The 10,000-nt window shown below is 39.4% G+C and carries 7 protein-coding genes and 1 rRNA gene (1 of these 8 cut by a window edge); all 8 read left to right on the forward strand.

What is annotated here, in order from left to right; genetic code table 11:
• Positions 1-1,347 (forward strand): chromosomal replication initiator protein DnaA, encoded by a 1,347-nt coding sequence (gene dnaA, locus AC4E8C_RS00005; RefSeq protein ID WP_490209313.1) that lies wholly within the window; start codon positions 1-3, stop codon positions 1,345-1,347.
• Positions 1,348-1,598: 251 nt separating this feature from the next.
• Positions 1,599-2,735, forward strand: coding sequence for a DNA polymerase III subunit beta (gene dnaN / locus AC4E8C_RS00010; RefSeq protein WP_490209315.1), 1,137 nt, complete (start codon positions 1,599-1,601; stop codon positions 2,733-2,735).
• Between the two features lie 218 nt (positions 2,736-2,953).
• Positions 2,954-3,169 carry a S4 domain-containing protein YaaA gene (gene yaaA, locus AC4E8C_RS00015; protein WP_490209316.1) on the forward strand — a complete coding sequence of 72 codons (216 nt, stop codon included), beginning with the start codon at positions 2,954-2,956 and terminating at the stop codon, positions 3,167-3,169.
• A 19-nt stretch (positions 3,170-3,188) separates the two neighbouring features.
• A complete protein-coding gene (gene recF / locus AC4E8C_RS00020) occupies positions 3,189-4,307 on the forward strand; it encodes a DNA replication/repair protein RecF (protein ID WP_490209317.1) in 1,119 nt (372 codons plus the stop codon).
• 8 nt (positions 4,308-4,315) lie between these two features.
• Positions 4,316-4,564, forward strand: a complete 249-nt coding sequence (gene remB, locus AC4E8C_RS00025; RefSeq protein ID WP_490209319.1) for an extracellular matrix regulator RemB — start codon at positions 4,316-4,318, stop codon at positions 4,562-4,564.
• 69 nt (positions 4,565-4,633) lie between these two features.
• Positions 4,634-6,559: a DNA topoisomerase (ATP-hydrolyzing) subunit B gene (gene gyrB, locus AC4E8C_RS00030; protein ID WP_490209320.1), complete on the forward strand. Its 1,926-nt coding sequence runs from the start codon at positions 4,634-4,636 to the stop codon at positions 6,557-6,559.
• A 22-nt stretch (positions 6,560-6,581) separates the two neighbouring features.
• A complete protein-coding gene (gene gyrA, locus AC4E8C_RS00035; RefSeq protein ID WP_490209321.1) occupies positions 6,582-9,128 on the forward strand; it encodes a DNA gyrase subunit A in 2,547 nt (848 codons plus the stop codon).
• A 322-nt stretch (positions 9,129-9,450) separates the two neighbouring features.
• A 16S ribosomal RNA gene (locus AC4E8C_RS00040) occupies positions 9,451-10,000 on the forward strand (it continues 1,000 nt past the right edge of the window).

Here is a 10,000-nt window from a genome sequence, read left to right on the forward strand (position 1 = left end):
TTGGAAAATATTGCGGATCTTTGGAATGCAGCACTTGCCAATATTGAGAAAAAGATAAGCAAACCTAGCTTTGATACCTGGCTCAAGTCTACCAAGGCTCATTCCCTAAAAGGTGATCTGCTTGTGATAACAGCTCCCAATGAATTTGCCCGTGATTGGCTGGAAGAGCGTTATTCGCAGTTAATTTCTGGGATTCTCTATGAAATTACAGGAGAAGAGTTATCAATAAAATTTATCATCCCACATAATCAGTCAGAGGATGGAGAGGATCTCCCTACTCCACCAAAAAAGGTAAAAAAAGATGAGGAGCATAGTGATTTTCCTTCAGGAATTTTAAATAAAAAGCATACTTTTGATACCTTCGTTATTGGTTCAGGCAATCGATTTGCTCATGCTGCTTCACTTGCAGTAGCAGAAGCACCAGCAAAAGCTTATAACCCTTTATTTATATATGGTGGTGTAGGGTTAGGAAAAACGCATTTAATGCATGCGATTGGTCACTATGTTTTAGAACATAATCCCGCTGCAAAAGTAGTCTATTTATCGTCTGAAAAGTTTACAAATGAATTTATTAATTCTATTCGTGATAATAAAGCGGAGAGCTTCCGCAACAAATATCGAAATGTCGACATCTTACTGATAGATGATATTCAATTCCTTGCTGGAAAAGAATCAACCCAGGAAGAATTTTTCCATACATTCAATGCCCTGCATGAGGAAAGTAAGCAAATTATTATCTCCAGTGATAGGCCGCCACGAGAAATACCAACACTTGAGGACCGGCTGCGCTCACGTTTTGAATGGGGCCTAATTACAGATATAACACCGCCAGATTTAGAGACAAGAATCGCGATCCTTCGCAAGAAAGCAAAAGCAGAAGGTTTAGATATACCAAATGAAGTCATGCTGTATATTGCTAATCAAATTGATTCAAACATTCGTGAGCTTGAAGGTGCACTCATTCGCGTCGTCGCCTATTCATCTCTAATTAATAAAGATATCAATGCTGATCTTGCCGCAGAGGCACTAAAGGATATCATCCCAAGCTCTAAACCTAAGGTAATCACTATTCATGAGATTCAAAAAGTGGTTGGGGAGCAATTTAGTATAAAATTAGAGGATTTTAAGGCGAAAAAGCGGACAAAGTCCGTGGCATTCCCTAGACAAATTGCCATGTACTTATCACGTGAATTAACCGACTACTCCTTGCCAAAAATAGGAGAAGAGTTTGGCGGACGCGATCATACCACTGTCATCCACGCTCATGAAAAAATTGCAAAGCTGCTGCAAACTGACTCAACACTGCAAAAGCAAATGAAAGAATTACATGAATTACTAAAAATATAAAAATAGGCCTTGGATTTATGTAAAAGAGCGTATTCTATGATCCTAAATAATGATTTTTAGTTGTTAAGATTGTGCATAACTTCGCTCGTTTTATACACAGTCTGTCCACATGTGGATAGGCTGTGTTTCTATTGATAAATTGAGTTATCCACATACTAACAGGCCCTACTAGTACTTCTACTATTTTTTTTAAAAAATAATATTATATATTAGTGCTTTTAAAATATGCATAAAACGGAGGATTAAAAGCAATGAAATTTATCATCCAGCGTGACCGCTTGGTTCAAAGTGTTCAAGATGTAATGAAGGCCGTAACATCAAGAACGACGATACCGATTTTAACAGGAATTAAAATTGTGGCGACTTCTGAAGGAGTAACGTTAACAGGAAGTGATTCCGATATCTCCATAGAATCATTTATTCCAAAAGAAGATGCTGGCGATGAACTTGTTGAAATTAAACAAACAGGTGCGATTGTCCTACAAGCAAAATTCTTTAGCGAGATTGTTAAGAAACTTCCGACTGATTCAGTAGAAATTGAAGTATTAGGCTCCCTGCAAACTGTCATTCGTTCTGGAAAGTCAGAATTTAATTTAATTGGTTTAGATGCAGAAGAGTATCCACATCTTCCGCAAATAGAGGAAAATAACAAATTTCGCATTGCCACTGACCTTTTAAAGGCCATGATTCGGCAGACACATTTTGCAGTGTCCACCTCGGAAACACGTCCCATCTTGACAGGTGTAAACTGGAAGATTGAAAACGAGGAATTAACCTGTATTGCAACAGATAGTCATCGATTGGCATTACGGAAGGCAAAAATTGAATCCGAAAGTCATGAAAATTATAATGTGGTTATTCCGGGCAAGAGTTTGAATGAATTGAGTAAAATTATTGATGACTCCAATGAGTTGATTGATATCGTCATTACAGAGAACCAGATCTTATTTAAAGCAAAACACTTATTATTTTTCTCAAGATTGTTAGAAGGTAACTATCCTGAAACATCTAGATTAATTCCGGATGAAAGTAAAACCGATATTACAGTGAATACGAAAGAGTTCCTCCATGCTATTGATCGTGCCTCTTTATTAGCAAGGGAAGGAAGGAATAATGTCGTTAAATTATCAACTATTGATGGCGGAATTATTGAAATTTCATCGAATACACCTGAAGTCGGAAAAGTAGTCGAGGAAATTCAAAGTCAATCCATCGAGGGTGAAGAACTAAAGATATCCTTTAGTGCCAAGTTCATGATGGATGCCCTAAAAGCACTCGAGGGGACTGATATACGGGTAAGCTTTACAGGCGCTATGCGGCCATTTGTTATCCGCCCGCTTCATGATGAAACCATTTTGCAGCTGATTTTACCCGTAAGAACGTATTAATTACTTTTTCTTAATTACAACTTATACGCCACCACATAACTGGTGGCTTTCTTTATGGAATGTACCTTTATAAATTTTAGCTATAAGCAATGCCAAGCTCTGGCGCACGCTGACTGGGGCGCTGCTGCTTTTCTTTTTTTTGAGTTTTCTTTGTGTCTAGTTAAATTTTTTAGTAAAATAAAGTATTGGAACCATTTTTAGAATTGAGGGTGAAGAGTGTGCCTGAACAAATTAAGCTCGATACCGAATTTATTACATTAGGACAATTTTTAAAGCTTGCAGATGTGATTCAAACAGGTGGAATGGCCAAATGGTTTTTAAGTGAGAATGAAATTTTTATAAATGGTGAACAAGATCAACGAAGAGGCAGGAAGCTTCGTGTAGGTGACAAAGTCCGAATTGCTGGCTTTGGAGAGTTTGTGATTACCGACTAGCTTAAAGGGATGCGTTGCCATGTATATTGAGAAGTTAGCGCTAAATAATTATCGGAACTATGATGAGTTATTTATCGAATTTGAAAATAAAGTAAATGTCATCTTAGGTGAAAATGCCCAAGGAAAGACAAATGTGATGGAATCAATCTATGTTTTAGCGATGGCAAAGTCACATCGTACATCGAATGATAAAGAACTTATTCTTTGGGACCAAGAATATGCTAAAATAGAGGGTAGGGTTCAAAAACAACACAGCTCACTGCCGCTGCAATTAATCATTTCCAAAAAAGGAAAAAAGGCAAAGCTTAACCATATTGAGCAGCAAAAGTTAAGTCAATATGTTGGGAATATGAACGTAGTTATGTTTGCACCGGAAGACCTGAACATTGTGAAAGGCAGTCCACAGGTGCGAAGACGGTTTATTGATATGGAAATTGGTCAGGTATCGCCAATTTATTTACATGATATGAGTCAATACCAAAAAATACTTCAACAACGTAATCATTTATTAAAAATGATGCAGATCAAAAAGCAAACAGACACAACTATGCTTGAGGTCTATACCGATCAATTTATTGAAGTGGCTGTGAGGATTGTCAAAAAGCGGTTTGAATTCTTGAGAATGCTGGAAAAATGGGCAAAACCGATTCACCAGGGGATATCAAGGGGACTAGAAACGCTTGAAATAACCTATAAACCATCGGTGGAGGTATTAGAAGAACAAGATTTGTCGAAAATGATAGCAAGCTTTGAGGAAAAATTTGCAAAGGTACGAACAAGGGAAATGGAACGCGGTACGACCCTGTTTGGCCCGCATCGTGACGATTTATTGTTTTTTGTCAATGGACGGGATGTTCAAACCTTTGGGTCCCAAGGGCAGCAACGGACAACGGCCCTATCAATCAAACTCGCTGAAATTGAATTAATCCATAATGAAATCGGAGAGTATCCGATCTTACTTCTTGATGATGTTCTATCAGAATTGGATGATTATCGACAATCTCATTTGCTTAATACCATCCAAGGTAAAGTTCAAACGTTTGTGACCACGACAAGTGTGGAAGGCATTGACCATCAGACCTTAAAGGAAGCATCAACCTTTATTGTCGAATCAGGTAGAATAAAGAAAGTTCATTGAGGTGAGTCATGTATATTCATATTGGGGAAGATTTAAACATTCAGGCGAAGGATATTATTTCAATTTTAGATAAAGAGAGTGTGAACCATTCGCCATTATTAGAGGAATTTTTAAACTATCATAGTGAAAAATGTATCAACTTATCAAAAAACCCCTTTAAATCAGTGATTGTTACGTTTGACAAGGTATACTTATCCCCTATTGCTTCTGGAACATTAAAAAAACGTTCAAGCCACATGAATATACATGAATTTTAAAATAGTATTTATTGTTTTTAACAACGAAAATATTGAGATATTTTTGTCAGAAGGTGCAGGTGAACAAGTATGACGATCGAACAAAAGGTAGTAGATGGCGAATATGGTGCCGATCAGATTCAGGTTTTAGAAGGACTTGAGGCAGTTAGAAAAAGACCGGGTATGTACATTGGTTCAACAAGTGGAAAAGGTCTTCATCATCTTGTGTGGGAAATTGTCGATAACAGTATTGATGAGGCCTTGGCAGGTTACTGCGACGAAATCAATGTCATCATTGAGGAAGATAATAGTATCACGGTAAAAGATAATGGCCGTGGAATTCCGGTTGATATTCAAGAAAAAATGGGCAGACCGGCTGTTGAAGTCATTATGACTGTTCTTCATGCGGGTGGAAAGTTTGGCGGCGGCGGATATAAAGTATCCGGCGGTCTGCATGGTGTAGGTGCCTCCGTTGTTAATGCCCTTTCCTCGGGGCTTGAAGTGTATGTCCATCGTAATGGGAAAATTTATGAAATTAAATTTGCCCGCGGCGCTGTCGTCTCGGAATTAAAGGAAATTGGAACAACGGACAAAACAGGTACGATTACGCACTTTACGCCAGATGGAGAAATCTTCACAGAAACATTAGTCTTTGAATATGACATTCTCGCTACTCGTTTACGTGAGTTGGCATTCCTTAACCGTGGAATCAAAATTACCATTGAGGATAAGCGTGTTGAAAATAAACGAAATGAATACCACTATGAGGGTGGTATTAAATCATATGTAGAACATTTAAATCGGACAAAAGAAGTTGTTCATGAAGAACCAATCTACATGGAAGGAGATCGCGACGGCATTAGTGTGGAAGTCGCCCTCCAATATAACGAAGGTTATACAGAGAATATTTACTCTTTCGCTAATAATATTCATACCTATGAAGGCGGTACACATGAGTCAGGTTTTAAAACTGCTTTAACAAGAGTCATTAATGACTATGCAAGAAAAAATGGTCTCATCAAGGAAAACGATACAAACCTTTCAGGTGAGGATGTTCGTGAAGGACTCACAGCGATCGTTTCAATCAAACACCCTGACCCTCAATTTGAAGGTCAAACAAAAACAAAGCTTGGAAATTCAGAAGTTAGAGCAATAACTGATACTGTTTTTGCAAGTACTTTTGATAAATTTTTATTAGAAAATCCAACAGTTGGCCGAAAAATCGTTGATAAAGGTTTGATGGCATCACGGGCAAGGCTTGCTGCCAAGAAAGCAAGAGAATTAACCCGCCGTAAAAGTGCGTTAGAGGTTTCAAGTTTGCCAGGGAAATTAGCTGATTGTTCTTCAAAGGATCCTTCAGAGAGTGAATTGTACATCGTTGAGGGTGATTCTGCGGGCGGGTCAGCCAAGCAAGGACGAGACCGCCATTTCCAAGCCATTCTGCCACTTCGCGGAAAAATCCTTAATGTCGAAAAAGCTCGACTCGATAGAATTCTTTCTAACAACGAAGTAAGGGCAATGATTACAGCAATTGGAACGGGAATCGGGGAAGATTTTGATATTTCTAAAGCTCGTTATCATAAAGTTGTCATTATGACGGATGCAGATGTGGATGGTGCACATATTAGGACACTTCTTTTAACATTTTTCTACCGTTTCATGAGAAAAATTTTAGAGGCTGGTTATGTTTATATTGCTCAGCCGCCCCTTTATAAAGTGCAACAGGGTAAACGGATTGAGTACGCCTATAATGACAAAGAATTAGATCGGATCTTTGCTGAGCTTCCGGCCACGCCAAAACCTAATATCCAACGATATAAAGGTTTAGGTGAAATGAATCCTGAACAATTATGGGAAACCACGATGGATCCAGATAATAGAAGTATGCTCCAGGTGAGTCTTGAAGATGCAATTGAGGCAGACGAAACCTTTGATATGTTAATGGGTGAGAAGGTAGAGCCACGTCGTAATTTCATTGAAGAAAATGCGCAATATGTTAAGAATTTAGATATATAAAAGCCGGAGGGAGGTATGTAATATGACTGAAACACCTAATCCAAGAGTAAGTGAGATTAATATTAGTCATGAAATGAGGACATCTTTTCTTGACTATGCAATGAGTGTTATTGTTTCGCGTGCCCTGCCTGATGTTCGCGATGGCTTAAAACCAGTTCATCGTCGTATATTATATGCGATGCATGACCTTGGTATCCATGCCGACAAACCATATAAAAAATCGGCCCGTATCGTCGGGGATGTTATTGGTAAATATCACCCGCATGGCGATTCGGCAGTTTATGAAACCATGGTTCGGATGGCACAGGATTTTAACTATCGTTATATGCTTGTAGATGGACATGGTAACTTTGGGTCTGTTGATGGTGACTCAGCAGCAGCGATGCGTTATACAGAGTCAAGAATGTCTAAAATCTCAATGGAATTGTTGAGAGATTTGAACAAAGATACAATTGATTATCAAGACAACTATGATGGGGAAGAACGAGAACCAGTTGTCTTACCGTCACGTTTTCCTAACCTGTTGGTAAACGGAACATCAGGGATTGCTGTTGGTATGGCAACCAATATTCCACCACATCAACTTGGTGAGGTTATTGATGGCGTATTAGCTCTTAGCCAAGATCCTGATATTACCACGCAAGAATTAATGGAAATTATTCCTGGACCTGATTTCCCTACGGGTGGTATTATCCTTGGCCGCAGCGGTATACGGAAAGCCTATGAGACAGGCAGAGGATCGATTACGATTCGCGCTAAGGTGGAAATTGAACAAAAGTCGAACGGTAAAGAAGTTATTATTGTTAATGAGATCCCCTACCAAGTAAACAAAGCGAGATTAATTGAAAAAATTGCGGAATTAGCCCGCGATAAAAAAATAGAAGGCATTACAGACCTTCGGGATGAATCTGACCGTAAAGGTATGCGGATTGTGATTGAAGTTCGTAAGGATGCCAATGCAAATGTCCTTTTAAATAATTTATATAAGCATACAGCGCTCCAAACTTCCTTTGGAATCAATACGCTTGCCCTTGTAAATGGACATCCAAAGGTATTGACGTTAAAGCAATGTCTAGTTCATTACTTGGATCATCAAAGGGTAGTCATTCGTCGTAGAACCGAGTTTGAATTACGCAAAGCAGAAGCACGTGCGCATATTTTAGAAGGATTAAGAATCGCCCTTGATAATCTAGATGCAGTTATTACCCTAATTAGAAATTCACAAACAACCGATATTGCCCGTGAAGGGTTAATGACAGAGTTTAGTTTGTCTGAAAAGCAAGCACAGGCAATCCTCGACATGCGCTTACAGCGTTTAACAGGATTAGAAAGAGAAAAGATTGAGGATGAATACCAAAGTCTGATGAAGTTAATTGCAGAATTAAAGGCAATTTTAGCAGACGAGGAGAAGGTCCTTGAAATCATACGCGAAGAATTACTTGAAATTAAAGAACGGTTCAATGACAAACGCCGTACGGAAATTGCCACGGGCGGATTTGAAAATATTGAAGATGAGGATTTAATTCCAGTTGAGAATATTGTTATTTCCTTAACCCACAATGGTTATATTAAACGTCTTCCAGTTTCAACTTATCGGGCACAAAGACGAGGCGGCCGCGGAATCCAAGGAATGGGAACAAATGAAGATGACTTTGTTGAACATTTAATCACCACTTCTACCCATGATACGATTTTATTCTTTACTAACAAGGGTAAGGTGTATCGTTCGAAGGGGTATGAAATACCTGAATATAGCCGGACAGCTAAAGGTCTTCCAATCATTAATCTCCTCGGTATTGAAAAAGGAGAATGGATTAATGCGATTATTCCAGTTGAGGATTTCGTGGATGATTGGTATTTATTCTTTACAACCAAAGAAGGTATTTCAAAGCGCTCTCCATTATCATCATTTGCTCATATTCGTAATAACGGATTGATTGCACTAAGTCTTCGCGAGGGAGACGAATTGATTTCTGTCCGTTTAACAGATGGAAATAAGCATATGATCATTGGCACAAAGAATGGTATGTTAATCCGCTTCCCTGAAACTGATGTCCGCTCAATGGGACGCACAGCCACAGGTGTGAAAGGTATTACCCTTGACCCTGATGATGAAGTTGTAGGGATGGAAGTGTTAGAAGAAGATAGTGATGTCCTTATCGTTACAAAAAATGGATACGGTAAACGTACGCCTGCAGTTGAATACCGCATTCAGGGTAGAGGCGGTAAAGGAATTAAAACTTGCCATGTGACAGAAAAGAACGGAGACTTAGTTTCCATGCGTGCTGTTACAGGTGAAGAAGACCTCATGCTCATCACAACTGGCGGAGTTCTTATCCGAATTGATGTAGCCGGTATTTCAAAAATGGGTCGCAACACTCAAGGTGTTAAACTCATAAGCATGAAGGAAAGCGAAAATGAATTTGTGGCAACAGTAGCTAAAGTAGAAAAAGAAGAAAATGAAGAAGAAGTTTTAGATACTGATACGATTGCGAGTGTCGAAGACTCATCTAGTATCACACAAGTCCCTGCCGAAGAGGATGATTCGATTCCTGAGGGAGAAGAGTAAGATAGTAAAAAGGAGCATACATAGAGTGTGCTCCTTTTTTTACAATAATAATTTGTCCATTTGTGATTGCTGAAAATTTACCTTGCATTGATTTCATTTCGCTGATATAATCAACAAAGTCAGCAAAAATGTTTCAAAGCTAGTCATAGTAAAAAACAAAAAACTTGTTGACTTTAAATAGTATCGATGGTATATTAATTAAGTCGCTTACGAGCGATAAGAAAATTGTTCTTTGAAAACTAAACAAACAAAAACGTCAACAAACAATAATATTAGTTTCGTATGAAACTAAGCCAACGTAACAAAATGAGCTAAATCAACTTTCTCGGAGAGTTTGATCCTGGCTCAGGACGAACGCTGGCGGCGTGCCTAATACATGCAAGTCGAGCGAATCTTTAGGAGCTTGCTCCTGAAGATTAGCGGCGGACGGGTGAGTAACACGTGGGCAACCTGCCTGTAAGACTGGGATAACATCGGGAAACCGATGCTAATACCGGATAATCCTTTTCCTCTCATGAGGAAAAGCTGAAAGTCGGTTTACGCTGACACTTACAGATGGGCCCGCGGCGCATTAGCTAGTTGGTGAGGTAACGGCTCACCAAGGCGACGATGCGTAGCCGACCTGAGAGGGTGATCGGCCACACTGGGACTGAGACACGGCCCAGACTCCTACGGGAGGCAGCAGTAGGGAATCTTCCACAATGGACGAAAGTCTGATGGAGCAACGCCGCGTGAGCGATGAAGGCCTTCGGGTCGTAAAGCTCTGTTGTTAGGGAAGAACAAGTACCGGAGTAACTGCCGGTACCTTGACGGTACCTAACCAGAAAGCCACGGCTAACTACGTGCCAGCAGCCGCGGTAATACGTAGGTGG

This window comes from Neobacillus sp. SRL179, assembly GCF_984799095.1.